The organism is Steroidobacter sp. (assembly GCF_036402275.1).
Lineage (GTDB): Bacteria > Pseudomonadota > Gammaproteobacteria > Steroidobacterales > Steroidobacteraceae > Steroidobacter.
Genome location: NZ_DASWTF010000040.1, coordinates 144,775 through 160,759, shown reverse-complemented (window position 1 = coordinate 160,759; position 15,985 = coordinate 144,775). Strand labels below are relative to the sequence as shown.

Below are 15,985 nucleotides of genomic sequence, written 5' to 3'. Positions count from 1 at the left end.
CAGCGCCGAAGGCCAGATTTTCTCGGGCGAAGCCGCCATGGTGTTCGCTCCGGCCTCCATGGGCGAGCTCGGCATCGCGCCTCGTCACGCGCCTTTGCTGACGACGCTCAAGCCGGGCGAAGTCCGCGTGCAGCTGCCCGGCGGTGAAGAACAACTGTTCTTCGTCGGCGGCGGCGCCATCGAAATCCAACCCCACCTCGTCACCGTCCTCGCCGACACCGCTCTGCGCGCCAAGGACATCGACGAAGCCGCCGCCCTGCAAGCCAAGCAGCGCGCCGAAGAAGCCCTCCGGGACCGCGGCAGCCAGATCGAACTCGCCGAAGCCCAAGCCGAGCTCGCCCGCGCCGTCGCGCAGATCAAGGCGATCGAGAAACTGCGGAAGATCCGACCATAGCTCGCGTTGCGCTCCAGGGTCCTGGCGCAACGAAGCCAGCCGTGCCAGGGCACATCGCACGGGCCCGACTGCGTATGGCGTCGTTCGCGGCATGCTCGTCACATAGTACGCATGAATCGCGACGACGCATGGCGCATTGTTGAGGATCGCGGCGAGCGGCTGATTCACCTCATGCGTGATCGAGGCCGTGATTTCTCCAACGGCCGCGAGCCTGGCGGCCCTGGCCAATGCCCGGGCGGAGTCCCTGTCGATGGTGGCGCGGGACTTAGGACGTTTGGTGCGAACACGCTGTGCTTTTTCTGGGGATAGATTGGACATCCGCTGTCATCGCGCTGTACAGACAAACCCCCTGCCCCACGTTGCTCTCGACGCCCCTGCTTTGCCGCAACGAATGTTTACTCTGCCGGAACAAATATATCAAGCAGGCGCGCTCGCCGAGCGAACGATGTCTCTCACCCGGGTTCGTCCGCGGACCGTCATGGTTCCCCGCGCACCTATTGTTTGAAACATTCCCGCGCTGTTCCATGAGGCCGTCCCCCAATTGGAGGTCGGAGGCGCTACCAGCCTCCCTATGGAATGCGCATTGACCTCAGCGCTTTCTGCGCATCGCTTGGAGCGCGCAGAAAGCGCGATGTTTTGGATCGCTGCATCGAAACGGGCTACACCGCCGGGATCGCGGAGTGGATCCTCGGGCACAGCGGCGAGGGCTTGATCTCTGGCTGCGACATTTCGATCAAAGTCTCGGCGCGCACCAGTTCCGGCACCGTGTTCAACTGCAGTTTATCCATCATTCGCGAACGCAGGGTCTTGACCGTGCGCTCGCAGACGTTCAACTGCACGGCCATCTGCTTGTTGAGCCGATGCTTGACCACGCCCTGGAAGACCAGTCGCTCCTCGTGAGTCAGCAGCTTCATTCTGCGCATCAACTCGTCACGTTCGCTGCGAACCGCATGCCGCTCCATATCGATTCTCAGCGCGCGAGCGATGGAGAGCAGCAAGCGCTGCGAGTTCACCGGTTTCAGCAGATAGTCGACCGCGCCGCACTTCATCACATCGACGCTGGTGTAGATATCGTCGCGCCCGGTGACGAACACGATGGGCGGCGCGGACTCTTGCGACGCCAGCGCTTTCATCAATTCGATGCCGCTCGGCCCGGGCATCGCGATGTCCAGCAGGATGCATGCCGGGACGGCGTGCCGCTCGTCTTTCAAACGATGGATCAGGAAGTCGCCGGCGCTGGCGTAGCCTGCGCTCTGCAGGCCCGCGACAGTCAGCATTCGCAGAATGCTGTGCCGGAAACTGTCGTCGTCATCGATCGCATACACGGTCGCGTTGCGCGGCCACTGAGTGTTCGTTTCCATGACCCGTCCTCCCCGACAAACCCGCGACACGCGAAGGATCGTTTGGCCCGGCGGACCGGCTCAATTGGCACTTGGGTGTATATGCGGGACGCTCCGGATGGAGCACCATGCCGGTCAGAGGTATGCGTGACGTGCGGCTGCGCGGTATGGCTGGCTGGATTGGCCGAATGTTTCTAGCGATGCTCGCTGTTACAGCGGATCTCTGCCTGTCGACCGCGATCGCAGGCACGGCCGGCGAACCGTTCTCACCTGCGAATCATCTGCACTATGCGCTCGGCGTCCTGATCCTGGTGCAAGCCATTTTTCTGGTCATGTTGATCGTCGAGCACCGGCGTCACCGTCGCGCCCGCGCCGACTCACAGCGCCAGTATGCAGAAATCACGCACGCGGCGAGGCTGGCCCTCACGGGTGAGATATCCGCATCGATCGTGCATGAGGTGACGCAGCCGCTGAGCGCCATTCTGAGCAACGTGGAGACCGCCGAGACGCTACTGAGAAAGCCGACGCCGGATCTGAGCACGGTGGTCGAGATCCTCGAGGATGTGAGAAAGGACGACCTGAGGGCGCACGGGATCGTGCGCAAGCTGAGGATGCTCTTGCGCAAGCGCGAGCTGCAGTTCGAGCATGTCGACGTGAACGCGCTCGCTTCGAGTGTGCTCACGCTGATCCTGCCCGATGCCCTACGTCGCAACGTAGTGATCCACACCGCGCTCGATCCAGCGCTCCCGAAGGTGCCGGCGGACCCGGTCCATTTGCAACAGGTGCTGCTGAATCTCATCATCAATGCGATGGATGCGATGGATGACACGCCGGCGGCGGCACGGTGGCTGGAAATACGTACCGAACGCTGCGATCCCGAACATGTCCAGGTGGCGGTCGCGGACAACGGGCGCGGTCTGGGCGCCGGCCGGGCCGACAAGCTGTTCGAATCGTTCTTCACGACCAAACCGGACGGCATGGGACTCGGTTTGTCGGTGGCGCGTTCGATCGTGACCATGCATGGCGGCGCCATCTGGGCGGAGAGCTCGGAAGTCGGCGGAGCCACGTTCCTGTTCACGCTGCCAGTGCGCACGGCTTAACATTTGTTCATCAGTTGCAAAAGCAACGTCCGCACTACTGATTGCCCATCGAGGCGCTTTTCGTCTCTCATTGCAGACCGACGCAATGCCGAGGTGGCTGCCCGTGCCACGCGGATCCGAGTCTCCAAAGGAACATCGCGGCCTGGTGGCTGTCATCGAGGACGATTCGAGCTTGAACATGGCCATCCTGCGCCAGTTACGCGCGGCGGGGTTTCGTACGCGCAGCTTCCGCTGCGGACAGGAAGTGCTCGCCGCTCAGGGACACATCGCCGATTGTTTCGTGCTCGACGTGCATCTGCCCGACATGACGGGGTTCGAGCTGATGTGCCAGCTCGGTGCGAAGAGCCCGATCGTCGTGATCACGGCTTATGACGATCCATTGCATCGACGCGCCGCGAGCGACGTTCGCGCCATCGCATATCTCACCAAACCGTTTGCCCGTGACGCCCTGCTCGACGCCGTCAGCCGCGCCATCGAGGCGGTGTGATGCTATCCCTCTCGGGGCACAGGAACCCAGCCGTCATCGGGATCGAAGGCTCGCATGCCTTCGGCAAGTTGCGTCGTCTGCTCGCCGAGATCGCTCTGCCAGACGACCCCGTCGTGATTGATCATTAGAGTCATGATGCCGCTGACACCGTACTTTTCGGGATAGGCCAGCAGAGCGAAACCGTCGACGAGCTTGCCTCCTGCGAGATAGTCGCGCGCGCCGCCCGGCGCCGACGATCCTTGCGCAAACAACATGCGGTAGTGATAGCCGTGATAAGTGCCACCAGGATTCGTGCCTGCGTAGCCCTCCGCTGCGGCGGCGGCAATGAGCGGCCCAAGAGGACTGCGTGGTTCGCCCGTGGTGTCGGGCCAGTACAGCCCATCGTGCTTGCCCGGCGTGCTGTTCACACGCTGCGCGTAAATTCCCGCCTGGAGCCCATCATGGCTGGCCGACGCGTATTCCCGCTGGGCTTCGACATAACCGCGCATGACCTGGATCGCCCGCAGTTCGTTGCGTCCGATCCGGCGCAGTATCAGTTCCTCCGCGCCCGCTGGACCGTCGAAGCTCCAGGTTCCATCACGACGAATCAGGGGGATCGGCAAGGGCCAGGGATCCTCGCCCACTTGCAACACCAGATCGTCGGGGCCGCCCGCGACCAGCTCGTTCCTTTCGCGATAGCGACTCAGGAAACGTTCGCGCGCCGCGCCGTCGGCGATCTCATCACCCGAGGACAGCAGGCCCTGCATGCCGAGCAATCGTTCGACTCGATCGATCTCGTTGGCCTCCAACGCACTCACTAGCGCCGACACTGCCTGCTCGGGTGTAGAGAAATATCTGTTTTCGGCAGCGGGGGGCTGCTCGGGCTTCGAGCAGGCGCACGCGAGCATCATCGTGACCGGGAGTACTGCCGCTTTAGGAGTGATGCTCATGACGATCCTCAACGTCGGCGGCCGCCGCCGGCTCGGCCGCCACTGGCGCGCCCGCGAGCACTGGCGGATCGCTCGAAGGAGCCGCTGTCACGAGCGCCAGAGAAAGCGCTGTCCCCCGAACGTTCCTGGGCACGCGCCGCGGTGTCCGCTCGCTGCGTGCTCGGCTCCGGTCGCTGAATGTCAGCCACCGTTCGCGTTTCAGGCATGGAGCGCTGCATTTCTGGAGCCGCGCGCTGAATATCGGGTGCGGAGCGCGGGATGTCCTGTTGTCGCGATTGCAGCGACTCCTGATCGCCATAGCCACGATCCACGTTCGGGCTGCGATCCGGTCGACTGGCCGATTGCGAGCTTCCACGTGCACGTTCGCCCGGGGAATATGAAGTCGATGAAACTCGCTCGGTGGATGTATCCCGGAGCGCACCAGAAGACTGTGCGTAAGCCCGGTCCGACGCGCCGCGCACGCCGGCCGCCTGATTCAGTCGTTGCGTCGTGGCGTCGTCTCGCGCTCCGCGATAACTCGACTGTCCCTTCCAACTCTCCTCGCGACCGCCCTCCATCCGTTGCGCCCGGCGCTCTCCCGTCGCCGTGCTCAACGGACTCTCGGCCGTGCCCGCGCGCAGGTTCTGATTGTTTTCGAAGCGATTGAAGTAGTTCGTGTTGTCGACGTTGATATTGGTCGCTCTGCCATAACGGTCGCCTTGATAATTCGCGGAGTTGTAGCGATAGCCCGCCGGCGGAGCATAGCGATACGCCGGGCGGAATCCCGCGCCATAAGCAGGCCGGTAGGCATAGGCTGGCGGATAGAACGGCCGTGCACCGACGATGACAGTGCTGTGTCCCCAGTTCGGGTAGCAGCAATAGTCGTCGTCATCGTCCAGTGCATGGCCGATCAACGCGCCCACCCCGAATCCAATCAGGCCAGCCGCCACGGCAGTCTCGGTACTGACTGTGTCATCGTCACTGGCCGTGGTGGCGGGCGCCGGCGCAGGCGGCGGCGTTGTATAGACAACCTGAGGATTGTACTGCGGCACGTACACGACCTGCGGATTCGCCGGTTTCACCTCGATGATGGTGTGGTTCGTTTCAGTCTTGGTTTCGACGGTCTGTTCCGGCGTGGATTGCAGATTGCCCACCTGCGCCGCCTGTAGTCTCAGCCTCTGTACGGCATCCAGCACGCTCTTCTGATCGGAGCTGAAAGCCGAACCCAGCTGACGAGTCCAGTCGATCTGCTGACACAGCATGTCCACCACGGTCGGAAACTGCAGCAGCGAGCGCATCGCTGCGCCGAAACCGGCCTGCCTGGCAGCCGCGTCGAGCGCCTCGCCCTGCAGCTGTTGATGATCCAACAACCAGTTACCGCCATCGAGCACCTCCTGGGCGTTGATCGACGCCGCCAGGATCTGCGTGAGCAACTGATCTGGATAGAGCGCGATGGGCGCGAGCAGCTCTTCGAGCGCATCGGGAGCCCATGAGGCTTGTGTCACAGCGGGCGGCGGCGGCGTCGCGGGCCTGGACGTCGATGTTGCATCCGTGTTGGGCGCAGCTTGGGTTTTGACTGGCTGCTTCTGATCGGATCCGCAGGCTGCGAGGACCAACATCGGCAGCAGCGCGAGAAGGAAAGGCCGCGGCCAGGCACGAGTGCTCATGGGCTTCCGCCCCATACCAATGTCGATGAGCGACTCTGGGCCGCGCGCTGCGCCGGAAACATACGCAGCGAGGGCAAATGCAGGCGAGACCATAATCGCACGACCTCTGCCCTACGCCGCTATTGCACCTGGGCGGTCGTCGCGAAAATGATCGCGAGTCCGCCATCGCTCGCCGAGGTGACTCGTGTACACGACGCTGCAACTCCGATGGCGCCGCGCATGCACCGCGCTGGTGAGTTGTGCATTCGTCGTTTGCGCAAGCAACGACTACACATTCGCTCAGCAAGCGCGTCAGGGCATGATCGAGGAGCTGCAGCAGCGCTTCGGATTGCAGGAGCCGCAGGTTCGAGGAGCGCTCGGCGCACTTCTTTTATATGCGCGCGAACGGCTGCCCAAACCCGAGTTCGACGAATTCGCGCAAGCCATTCCCGATGCGTACCACATCATCGATCAGGTGAAGGCGCGAGGCGTCGTGACGCGGCCGCTGGACGATATCGGGGATTACGAGGCGTCGCTGGCCAGCCTGGGCATCGCACACCCGATCGCCGAACAGTTCGCGCCCGCCGTGATCGAGCTGCTCGGCGCCGCGGGACACGACAACGAACGAGACATTCTCACGCGCTTACTTCGTTAGATCCGGGGGCCCTGATGCAATCGGGAGCAAGCCCGCTGCCCCTTCTGCGCATCGTAGTCCGAACAAAAGATTTTAGAGTTTGAGCTCCCCCCAAGCGAGCGCGAGCCTCGCCGCCGCGCCGCCATCGTCAGGAGATTTGCATGTCAGCCGCAGTCACCGCGCCCTCCAAGCCCCGCACCGGATCCAAAGCGACCCGCCTGACCGACGAGGAGCTGCAACGCATCGACGCCTGGTGGCGCGCTTGCAACTATCTGTCGGTGGGCATGATCTATTTGCGCGACAACCCGCTGCTGAAAGAGCCGCTCGGCGTCGAGCACGTCAAGCATCGCCTGCTCGGCCACTGGGGCGCGAGCCCGGCGTTGTCGTTCCTCTGGGCGCACTTGAACCGGATCATCAAGCGCGACGATCTCGACATGGTATTCATGGCGGGACCGGGCCACGGCGCGCCGGGCGTGCTCGGGCCTGCTTATCTGGAAGGCACCTACTCCGAGGTGTATCCCGACAAGAGTCAGGATCTGGAAGGCATGCGGAAATTCTTCAAGCAGTTTTCCTTTCCAGGTCACATCGGCAGTCACGTGACGCCGGAAAGTCCGGGCTCCATTCACGAAGGCGGCGAGCTGGGTTACTCGCTGTCGCACGCCTACGGCGCCGTGCTGGACAACCCCGATCTGATCGTGGCCTGCGTGGTCGGAGACGGCGAGGCGGAAACCGGTCCGCTCGCGACCGCATGGCACTCCAATAAGTTCATCAATCCGCTTTGCGACGGCGCCGTGCTGCCGATCCTGAATTTGAACGGCTACAAGATCGCCAACCCCACGGTGCTCTCGCGCATCAGTCACGACGAGCTCGAATCGCTGTTCGTGGGCTACGGTTACACGCCTTACTTCGTCGAGGGCGACGATCCGAACACCATGCATCAGAAGATGGCTTCGACGCTCGATGAAACAATCGGCCGCATCCGCGCCACGCAGCGCGCCGCCCGCGCCAGCAACAAAGCGGAACGGCCGCGCTGGCCCATGATCGTCCTGCGCTCGCCCAAGGGCTGGACCGGACCGAAAGAGATCAAAGGCCACAAGGCCGAGGGCTCGTGGCGCTCGCATCAGGTGCCGTTCGCCGACGTGCGCGACAATCCGGACAGCCTCGCCTTGCTGGAAAGCTGGCTGAAGAGCTATCGACCCGAGGAGTTGTTCGATGCTGAGGGTAGATTGATCCCCGACCTGCGCGAGCTCGCGCCGACCGGCGCGCGTCGAATGAGCGCCAATCCGCACGCCAATGGCGGTTTGTTACGTAAAGATCTGAAGCTGCCTGATTTTCGCGACTACGCGGTGGACGTGCCCAGCGGCGGCGCGATCCGTCACGAGAACACCAAGCCGCTCGGCGCGTTCCTGCGCGACATCATGCGTCAGAACATGACGAGCTTCCGCGTGTTCGGTCCGGACGAGACGGCTTCCAATCGTCTGCAGGCCTTGTACGAAGTCACCAAGAAAACCTGGATGGCGGATCTGCTGCCGGAGGACGCCGACGGCGGCGAGCTGGCGCGCGACGGACGCGTCATGGAGCTGCTGTCGGAGCACACGCTGATCGGCTGGCTCGAAGGTTATCTGCTCACCGGCCGACACGGGTTCTTCCACACGTACGAGGCGTTCGCGCACGTGATCGACTCGATGTTCAATCAGCACGCGAAGTGGCTGGACATCTGCAAGAACCACGTGCCGTGGCGCGCGGCGGTGGCCTCGCAAAATATCCTGTTGTCCTCCACCGTCTGGCGTCAGGATCACAACGGCTTCTCGCATCAGGATCCAGGCTTCATCGACCTGGTGACCAACAAGAGCCCGTCGGTGACGCGCGTCTATCTGCCGCCCGACGCCAACACCCTGCTCGCGGTCGCCGATCGCTGTCTGCGCTCGACCGATTGCATCAACGTGATCGTCGCCGACAAGCAGAAACACATGCAGTTCACCACCATCGACGAGGCGATCATCCATTGTGAAAAAGGCATCGGCATCTGGCGGCGCGCCAGTAGCGATGCCGGCGTCGAACCCGACGTCGTGATGGCCTCGTGCGGCGACGTGGCGACGCTCGAAGCGCTGGCGGCCACGGCCATCCTGCGCGAACGCCTGCCCGACTTGAAGGTTCGCTTCGTCAACGTGGTCGATCTGTTCAAGATGCAGCGCGCGGAGGACCATCCGCACGGTTTGACGGCCTGCGATTTCGACAGCCTGTTCACGGTCGACAAGCCAGTGATCTTCAATTTCCACGGCTACCCGTGGTTGATCCACAAGCTCGCATTCCACCAGCACCAGAACCTGTACGTGCACGGCTACCGCGAGCGCGGCAACATCAACACGCCACTGGAGCTTGCGATCTTGAACCAGATCGATCGCTTCCATCTGGTGATGGATGTCATCGATCGCGTGCCGGGTCTGCTCGGGCGCGCGGCGCATCTGAAGGATGAGATGCAGAACGCCATCATCGACCATCTCAACTACGCGCACCGCGAGGGAACCGATCGCGCCGAGATCACCGATTGGGTATGGCCCTATTGATATGCCGGGCATGCACCACAAGCAGCGGGTTTATCTGGTCCGCCATGGCGAGACGGAATGGAGCGCGAACGGCCGGCACACCGGCCGCACCGATATTCCGCTCACCGAGCGGGGCCGCGAGACCGCCGAACGGCTGGCGCCGATCCTGCAACGCCAGCGCTTCGAGCTCGTGCTGGTGAGCCCACTCGGGCGCGCGAGGGAAACCTGCGCGCTCGCAGGCTTCAGTTACGCGAGCCCGGACGAAAACCTGTACGAGTGGGATTACGGCTCGTACGAAGGCAAGACGCCACAGGAAATTCGCGCGCTCGCGCCTGACTGGCTGCTGTTTCGCGATGGCTGTCCCGGCGGCGAGAGTCCCGAGCAGGTCGGGCAGCGCGTCGATCGTGTGATCGCCAAAGTCCGTGCGATTCCCGGCAACGTCGCGGTGTTCGCTCACGGGCACCTCCTGCGAGTGCTCGGCGCCCGCTGGATCGGGCTGCCCGTGCCGGAGGGCAGCCGCTTTCGACTGGATACCGCCACGCTCTGTGTTCTCAGTGACTACCACGGCGTTCCCGCCATCGAGCGTTGGAACGACGCGATCGACAACTAACCTCGGCGCAAGGAATCTTCAGGAGCAACGAACTCATGGCTACGACACATCCAGTCACGCGTCGAGCGCCGGCACACGGCGCGATCCGCACCGGGCTCGCGCCCAACGAATTGAGCGCCGCTGTCCTGGACAACCTTGCCTATCTGGTGGCGCGCACGCCGGAAACCGCGTCACAGAACGATTGGTACATGGCGCTCGCGTATAGCATCCGCGATCGTCTGCTCGCACGCTGGCTCGCGACCGGAGCGACGTACTTACGCGACGACGTAAAGGTGGCCTGCTATCTCTCCGCCGAATTCCTGATCGGCCCGCAACTGGGCAACAACCTGATCAATCTCGGCATCGAGCCGGCCGCGCGCGAGGCCATGCGATCGCTCGGCCAGAATCTGGACGTGCTGGAAGCCGTGGAGGAAGAGCCCGGGCTCGGCAACGGCGGGCTGGGCAGGCTGGCGGCTTGTTTTCTCGATTCGCTCGCGACCCTGCAGATTCCCGCTATCGGCTACGGCATCCGCTACGAATTCGGCATCTTCGATCAGCGACTGCGCGACGGCTGGCAGGTGGAGATCACCGATGAATGGTTGCACAAGGGCAATCCCTGGGAGCTGATCCGCCCGGAGATCAGCTACCACGTGAAGTTCGGCGGTCACACCGAAAGCTTCCACGACGACAGCGGCCGCTACCGCGTGCGCTGGCAACCCAACCGCGAAGTCAAAGGCGTCGCTTGCGATATACCCGTGCTCGGCTACCGCGTGAATACCTGTAACACTTTGCGCTTATGGAAGAGCGAAGCCGTCGAATCCTTCGACTTCGCGGACTTCAACACCGGCGACTACTACGGAGCCGTGCAAGAAAAAACCATTTCGGAAACGCTCAGCAAGGTGCTGTATCCGAACGACGAGCCGGAGATCGGCAAGCGGCTGCGACTGGCGCAGCAGTACTTCTTCGTCTCCTGCTCGCTGCAGGACATGCTCCGACTGCTGGATTTCAAGGGCCTGCCCATCGACCGCTTCGCGGACCTGTTCGCGGTACAGTTGAACGACACGCATCCGGCCATCGCGGTCGCCGAGCTCATGCGCCTGCTGGTGGATGAGCGGCTGTTGCCATGGGATCAGGCGTGGGAGATCACACGGCGCGCGCTTGCCTACACGAATCACACACTGCTGCCCGAAGCGCTGGAAACGTGGGGCCTGCCCCTGTTCCGCAACCTGCTGCCGCGTCCGCTCGAAATCATTTATGAGATCAACGACCGCTTCATGCGCGAAGTCCGGCAGCGCTATCCGGACGACGACGCCCGCCTGGCGCGCCTGTCGTTGATAGACGAGTCCGGGGATAAACGTGTGCGCATGGCCAATCTCGCCACCGTCGGCTGTCATGCTGTCAACGGCGTCGCGGCCCTGCACTCGAGACTGTTGCGCGAAACGGTGCTGCGGGATTTCGCCGAGCTCTGGCCAGAACGTTTCCACAACGTGACCAACGGTGTGACACCCCGACGGTTCATGGTGCTCAGCAATCCATCGCTCGCGCAGTTGCTGGACGATGCGGTCGGTCCCTCCTGGGCCACCGATCTGTCGCAGCTCAGAACGCTCGAGATGCGGGCGGACGACCTCACGTTCCACAACGAATGGAACCGCATCAAACTGCAGAACAAGGAGCGGCTGGCGCGGCTCGTCCACGAGCGCACCGGCATCCGCCCGAACCCGCAGGCGCTGTTCGACATTCAGGTCAAACGGATCCACGAGTACAAGCGTCAGCACCTGAACGCGCTGCACATCGTCACGCTGTATCGGCGCCTGCTCGCGAACCCGCAGCTGGACATCGCCCCGCGCTGCTTCATCTTCGGCGGCAAGGCCGCGCCGGGCTATCACATGGCCAAGCTCATCATCCGGCTCATCAACGGCATCGCCGACGTCGTCAACAACGATCCGGCGACGCGTGACAAGCTGCAGGTGGTGTTCTTCCCGGACTTCAATGTCAAGAATGCGCACGCGATCTACCCCGCCGCCAATCTGTCGGAACAGATTTCGACCGCCGGCAAGGAAGCCTCCGGCACTGGCAACATGAAGTTCACATTGAACGGTGCGCTGACGGTCGGCACCCTCGATGGCGCGAACGTCGAGATCCGTGAGGAAGTGGGTGCGGAGAACTTCTTCCTGTTCGGCCTGGCGGCGGAACAAGTGCAGGACCTGAAAGGCCGCGGCTATCGTCCTCGTGACTACTACGAAAACGACGGGGAGCTCCGCGGGGTGCTGGACATGCTGGCCGACGGCACCTTCTCCAACGGCGACCCGCATTTGTTCGCGCCGCTCCTGGATCACCTGCTCAACCACGACACCTATCTGCTGCTGGCGGACTATCGTCCCTATGTGGACGTGCAGGCCGAAGTGGATCGTGCGTTCCGCGACACGGCGCGCTGGACACGCATGTCGATCCTCAACGTCGCGCGCGCAGGAAAATTCTCGGCGGACCGCTCGATTCAAGAATACTGCGAGCAAATCTGGGACACGCGGGCCGTGCCAGTCCAGGTGAGCGAGGCATCACGTGAGCGCCACTAACCGTCGACGTGCCGGTGACACGCAGGCGCCACTCACCGGGCGGCCTGCATGGAAAGCTTTATCGACGCATTTCGAGGCGATTCGCCACGAACACCTGCGTACTCTGTTTGCCAACGATCCCGAGCGCGGCGAGCGACTGACGCTCGAAGCCATGGGCATCTACCTCGACTACTCGAAGAACCGGATCACCGATGAGACACTCGCGCTGCTGATAAAGCTCGCGAACGAGTGCAACCTCGGCGGCCGCATCGAGGCCATGTTCCGGGGCGACAAGATCAACGAGACCGAGCAGCGTGCGGTCCTGCACGTGGCGCTGCGTGCGCCACTCGGCGCGTCGATCGACGTTGACGGTCAGAACGTCGTGCCGAAGGTGCATGCCGTGCTCGATCGCATGACGACGTTCGCGCAGCGCGTCCGCAGTGGCGAGTGGCACGGTCATGGCGGTAAACGCATACGAAACATCGTGAACATCGGGATCGGCGGCTCGGACCTCGGCCCCGCCATGGCGTACCAGGCGCTGCAACACTACAGCGATCGCAGCCTGACCTTCCACTTCGTATCCAACGTGGATGGCAGCGACATCGCCGAAGCGCTCGACGCGCTCGATGCGCGCGAGACATTGTTCATCGTGGCCTCGAAGACGTTCACGACGCTCGAGACGATGACCAACGCGAGAACGGCCCGGGCCTGGTCGCTGGCCGCCTATGGCGGCGACGAACGATCGGTGGCGCGGCACTTCGTCGCCGTCTCCACCAACGCCGACGAAGTGGCCAGATTCGGCATCGACGTGGACAACATGTTCGGCTTCTGGGACTGGGTGGGCGGACGCTACTCGATGCAGTCGGCGATCGGCCTCTCGACGCTGCTCGCTGTCGGCCCCGAGCACTTCCGCGCGCTGCTCGCGGGCTCGCACGAAATGGACGAGCATTTCCGGACCGCGCCGTTCGAGCGTAATTTGCCGGTGCTGATGGGCCTGCTCGGCATCTGGTACGCGGACTTCTTCGATGCACGGGCCGTCGCGGTGCTGCCTTACGAGCAGTACCTCAAACGCTTCCCCGCGTACCTGCAACAGCTCATCATGGAGAGCAACGGCAAGCAGGTCACGCTCAACGGCGACGCCGTCGGCGTGCCGACCAGTCCGATCTACTGGGGCGAGCCGGGCACCAACGGTCAGCATTCCTTCTATCAGCTGCTGCATCAGGGGACGCAGCTCATCCCGTGTGACTTCATCGCGTTCGCCCGTCCGTTGCACGCACTCGGCGATCATCACGATCTGTTGATCGCCAATGTGCTCGCGCAGGGCGAAGCGCTGGCGTTCGGCAAAACACCGGAGGAGTTGCGCAACGAAGGCTGCGAGGAACGGCTGGTGCCGCACCGGACGTTCGCGGGCAACCGCCCCTCCAATCTGTTGATGCTGGAGCGGTTGACGCCCGCGGCGCTTGGCAAGCTCATCGCGCTGTATGAGCACATGGTGTTCACGCAGGGAGCGATCTGGAACGTCAACCCGTTCGACCAATGGGGCGTCGAGCTCGGCAAGGTGCTTGCAGGGCGCATCGTGCCGGAGTTGACCGCACCGCTGTCCGCCAGGCTGAGCCACGACAGTTCCACCAACGCCTTGATCCGCCGCTATCGACAGATGCGCGCGGAGCAATCATGAGCAGCGCGATATCGACCACTGCTGAAATCCTTACCGGCACGGGACACGACTACTCGATTCAAGCCGGCACGCACGCACCGCCCGGAGCGACCCATGACGGAGCCGGCGTGAACTTCTCCATCTTCGCGCGCGATGCGACCGAAGCGGAACTGAGGCTGTACGCACGAGCGGACAGCGCCGAGCCCTTCCAGGTCGTTCATCTCACACCCGAAGCCCATCGCACGTTCTCCTTCTGGCACGTGTATATCGATGAGCTGCCCGTGGGCACTCACTACACCTGGCGAATTGCCACGGCGGATCGCGGTCTCGATCAGGCGCCCGAATTGCTCGATCCCTGGGCCCGCGCCACGAGCGATGCACTGTGGGATCGCCGGGCTGCGATTGCGAGCCCCACCGTCGGCAACAGTTTCCGCGCCATCGTATGCGATCGTATCGATGAACCGACGACTCCGCTCGCGCCACGCGATATCGCGGACAACGTCATCTACGAAATGCATGTCGGCGGCTTCACTCGACATGCGTCGGCTGGCGTGCGCCATCCGGGAACCTTCGAGGCCGTTACCGAGAAGATTCCGTACCTGAAACAACTCGGCGTCACACACGTCGAGTTCCTTCCCGTCATGGCCTTCGACGAGGACAGCGTGCCGGACGAAACGTTTGCACGCGGCCTGCGCAACTACTGGGGCTACAACACCTATGGTTTCTATGCGCCGCATCCCGGGTATTGCGTGAGCTCAGCGCATGCGTCACATGAATTTCTCGCCTGTGTCGAAGCGCTGCACGCCGCTGGCATCGGGGTGCTGCTCGATGTGGTGTTCAATCACACGGCCGAAGCGGGCGCCGACGGCCCGACCATCAACTTCAAGGCGCTCGCCAACGATGTTTTCTACCAGCACGAGGCCAACGACCCGCGCCGGCATCGCGATTACACCGGCTGCGGCAACACGCTCAACTGCAATCACCCGTTGGTCGCCAATTTCATCTTGCATTGTCTGGAATACTGGACCGAACAACTCGGCGTGGACGGCTTTCGCTTCGACCTGGCTAGTGTATTCGCTCGCGGCCCCGACGGCGCACCGCTGGCAGATCCGCCGCTGACGTGGGCGATCGAATTGTCGCCCTCCCTCACCCGCAAACCGGTGATCGCCGAAGCCTGGGATGCGGTCGGCTTGTATCAAGTGGGCGCGTTCCCCGGCATGCGCTGGGCGGAATGGAACGGGCGGTATCGGGATGTGATGCGCTCGTTCGTGCGCGGCGAGCCTGGCATGGTGGGCGAAGTCGCCACTCGCCTGTGCGGCTCGCCCGACATGTACGGCCGCCGCTCGCCGTTACACAGCGTGAACTTCATCACCTGCCATGACGGCTTCACCTTGCGCGACCTGGTGAGCTACAACGACAAGCACAACGAAGCCAATGGCGATGGCAATCGCGACGGCTGCAACCAAAACCTGTCCTGGAATTGCGGCTACGAAGGTCCGACCGACGATCCGGAGATACTCGCGCTGCGCAGCCGGCAGGCGCGCAACCTGATGGCTATCCTGTTGCTGAGCCAGGGCACGCCCATGATTCTCGCCGGCGACGAGGTGCTGCACACCCAACGCGGCAATAACAATGCTTATTGTCAGGATAACGAGATCTCGTGGTTCGACTGGCGTCGGGTCGAGTCCGAATATTCGATGCTGCGCTTCACCCGCGAGTTGATCGCCTTGCGTCGCCGACATCGAAGCCTGCGTCGTAAGACATTTCTCAGGGGCCGTCCGGCGCAAGGCGCCGTGTTGCCTGACATCGTGTGGCACGGCGAGCGGCTGGATGAGCCGCCTTGGTTCGATCCCAATGCCCGGCAACTCGCGTTCACGCTGGCCGGGGTCGATCCTGAGGAGCCGACGCTGCACGTCATTTTGAACATGGGATGGGAGCGGCGCACGTTTCGGTTGCCCGTGCTGCCGCGGGGCGAGTGGCGATGCGCGGTGAACACCGCGCTCGCTGCGCCCAACGATATTGCGCCGCCCGGCCAACAGGAAATAATCTCCTCTGACCGCTACGATGCTGCTGCCCGCAGCGTCGTGGTGCTCGAGCACATCGCCACCCACTGACCCCCACTCTTCAGACGG

General features: G+C 63.1%; 12 protein-coding genes. 9 read left to right on the top strand and 3 right to left on the bottom strand.

What is annotated here, in order from left to right:
* The coding region (locus tag VGD45_RS25330; protein ID WP_331158166.1) for a F0F1 ATP synthase subunit epsilon at positions 1-394 on the top strand (394 nt) is incomplete at its 5' end.
* A 659-nt stretch (positions 395-1,053) separates the two neighbouring features.
* On the opposite strand, the gene VGD45_RS25325 is transcribed toward VGD45_RS25330, so the two are convergent.
* Positions 1,054-1,755, bottom strand: a complete 702-nt coding sequence (locus tag VGD45_RS25325; RefSeq protein WP_331158165.1) for a response regulator transcription factor — start codon at positions 1,753-1,755, stop codon at positions 1,054-1,056.
* A gap of 107 nt (positions 1,756-1,862) precedes the next feature.
* Here VGD45_RS25325 and VGD45_RS25320 point away from each other — a divergent pair, with 107 nt between their 5' ends.
* Both VGD45_RS25320 and VGD45_RS25315 read left to right on the top strand, forming a co-directional pair.
* Entirely contained in the window at positions 1,863-2,834 is a 972-nt protein-coding gene (locus tag VGD45_RS25320; RefSeq protein ID WP_331158164.1) for a sensor histidine kinase, read from the top strand.
* A 103-nt stretch (positions 2,835-2,937) separates the two neighbouring features.
* On the top strand, positions 2,938-3,321 hold the full coding sequence (locus VGD45_RS25315; protein ID WP_331158163.1) for a response regulator transcription factor: 384 nt from the start codon (positions 2,938-2,940) through the stop codon (positions 3,319-3,321).
* Between the two features lie 2 nt (positions 3,322-3,323).
* Here VGD45_RS25315 and VGD45_RS25310 read toward each other — a convergent pair whose 3' ends face one another.
* Positions 3,324-4,250 (bottom strand): DUF2950 domain-containing protein, encoded by a 927-nt coding sequence (locus tag VGD45_RS25310; protein WP_331158162.1) that lies wholly within the window; start codon positions 4,248-4,250, stop codon positions 3,324-3,326.
* An 8-nt stretch (positions 4,251-4,258) separates the two neighbouring features.
* Positions 4,259-5,896: a DUF3300 domain-containing protein gene (locus tag VGD45_RS25305; RefSeq protein ID WP_331158161.1), complete on the bottom strand. Its 1,638-nt coding sequence runs from the start codon at positions 5,894-5,896 to the stop codon at positions 4,259-4,261.
* Between the two features lie 184 nt (positions 5,897-6,080).
* On the opposite strand from VGD45_RS25305, the gene VGD45_RS25300 reads away from it, so the two are divergent.
* From VGD45_RS25300 to VGD45_RS25275, 6 genes are all read left to right on the top strand, one after another.
* Positions 6,081-6,530 carry a DUF2780 domain-containing protein gene (locus VGD45_RS25300; RefSeq protein ID WP_331158160.1) on the top strand — a complete coding sequence of 150 codons (450 nt, stop codon included), beginning with the start codon at positions 6,081-6,083 and terminating at the stop codon, positions 6,528-6,530.
* Between the two features lie 140 nt (positions 6,531-6,670).
* A complete protein-coding gene (locus tag VGD45_RS25295) occupies positions 6,671-9,076 on the top strand; it encodes a phosphoketolase family protein (RefSeq protein ID WP_331158159.1) in 2,406 nt (801 codons plus the stop codon).
* A 10-nt stretch (positions 9,077-9,086) separates the two neighbouring features.
* The gene (locus VGD45_RS25290) at positions 9,087-9,665 is read left to right on the top strand and encodes a histidine phosphatase family protein (protein ID WP_331158158.1); all 579 of its coding nucleotides are present in this window, start codon (positions 9,087-9,089) and stop codon (positions 9,663-9,665) included.
* 35 nt (positions 9,666-9,700) lie between these two features.
* The gene (locus VGD45_RS25285) at positions 9,701-12,217 is read left to right on the top strand and encodes a glycogen/starch/alpha-glucan phosphorylase (protein WP_331158157.1); all 2,517 of its coding nucleotides are present in this window, start codon (positions 9,701-9,703) and stop codon (positions 12,215-12,217) included.
* Positions 12,204-13,874 (top strand): glucose-6-phosphate isomerase, encoded by a 1,671-nt coding sequence (gene pgi, locus VGD45_RS25280; protein ID WP_331158156.1) that lies wholly within the window; start codon positions 12,204-12,206, stop codon positions 13,872-13,874. The genes VGD45_RS25285 and pgi overlap by 14 nt, the downstream gene beginning before the upstream one ends.
* Complete coding sequence (locus VGD45_RS25275; RefSeq protein WP_331158155.1) at positions 13,871-15,967, top strand: isoamylase; 2,097 nt, start codon at positions 13,871-13,873, stop codon at positions 15,965-15,967. Before pgi ends, VGD45_RS25275 begins: the two co-directional genes overlap by 4 nt.
* The last annotated feature ends 18 nt before the right edge of the window (positions 15,968-15,985 follow it).

Bases quoted from the DNA above. Each gene is read 5' to 3' on its own strand.
- VGD45_RS25275 (WP_331158155.1), top strand. From the start codon at position 13,871: ATGAGCAGCGCGATATCGACCACTGCTGAAATCCTTACCGGCACGGGA.
- VGD45_RS25285 (WP_331158157.1), top strand. From the start codon at position 9,701: ATGGCTACGACACATCCAGTCACGCGTCGAGCGCCGGCACACGGCGCG.
- VGD45_RS25325 (WP_331158165.1), bottom strand. From the start codon at position 1,755: ATGGAAACGAACACTCAGTGGCCGCGCAACGCGACCGTGTATGCGATC.
- VGD45_RS25305 (WP_331158161.1), bottom strand. From the start codon at position 5,896: ATGAGCACTCGTGCCTGGCCGCGGCCTTTCCTTCTCGCGCTGCTGCCG.
- VGD45_RS25310 (WP_331158162.1), bottom strand. From the start codon at position 4,250: ATGAGCATCACTCCTAAAGCGGCAGTACTCCCGGTCACGATGATGCTC.
- VGD45_RS25295 (WP_331158159.1), top strand. From the start codon at position 6,671: ATGTCAGCCGCAGTCACCGCGCCCTCCAAGCCCCGCACCGGATCCAAA.
- VGD45_RS25320 (WP_331158164.1), top strand. From the start codon at position 1,863: ATGCCGGTCAGAGGTATGCGTGACGTGCGGCTGCGCGGTATGGCTGGC.
- VGD45_RS25290 (WP_331158158.1), top strand. From the start codon at position 9,087: ATGCACCACAAGCAGCGGGTTTATCTGGTCCGCCATGGCGAGACGGAA.